Source organism: Streptomyces recifensis (assembly GCF_002154615.1).
GTDB classification, from domain to species: Bacteria; Actinomycetota; Actinomycetes; order Streptomycetales; family Streptomycetaceae; genus Streptomyces; species Streptomyces griseoluteus.
In genome coordinates, this window is record NZ_MUNH01000849.1 from 1 (window position 1) to 551 (window position 551).

Annotated in this window: 1 protein-coding gene; it reads left to right on the forward strand. The window is 76.0% G+C overall.

All coding sequences use genetic code 11. The features are described from left to right. Positions 1 to 68: 68 nt before the first annotated feature. Complete coding sequence (locus CCN33_RS30300; protein ID WP_086696489.1) at positions 69 to 509, forward strand: SUKH-3 domain-containing protein; 441 nt, start codon at positions 69 to 71, stop codon at positions 507 to 509. Positions 510 to 551: the final 42 nt, after the last annotated feature.

Here is a 551-nt window from a genome sequence, read left to right on the forward strand (position 1 = left end):
CCCGGCCCACCGCACCCCACGGGCCGGGCGGCACCGCACCCCGCTTCCCCGGCGCCGTCGACAACGCGCTGCGCACCGCGGGCTGGCACCCCGGCCGCTGGGACATAAAGCAGGCCGAGTTCTGGGCCGACACCCTGCGCGAACACCTCTCCCCCGCAGGACACCGGCACGCCGTCTTCCCCGCCGCCGTCGAAGCCTGGGCCGAGTTCGGCGGACTCCGCATCACCCCCACCGGCACCGGCCGGCAGATCGCCCCGGCCAACCTCCACCTCGACCCGCTCCAGGGCCTGCACCTCGCCCGCACCCTCGGCGACCTCGGCCGCGCGCTCGGCACCGAACTCAGCCCGCTGGGCGAGGAGACCGACACCGCCGCCCTCCTCGCCATCGACACCCAGGGCCGCGTCTACACCCTCGACCACACCGGCGACTGGTACCTCGGCCCCGACATCGACCACGCGCTGACCGCGCTCATCGCCGGCACCCAGCCCGCCCGCCTCACCACCGGCTGACCCCCGCGGCGCCCTTCACCGCGAACACCCAGCGGTTCGCGG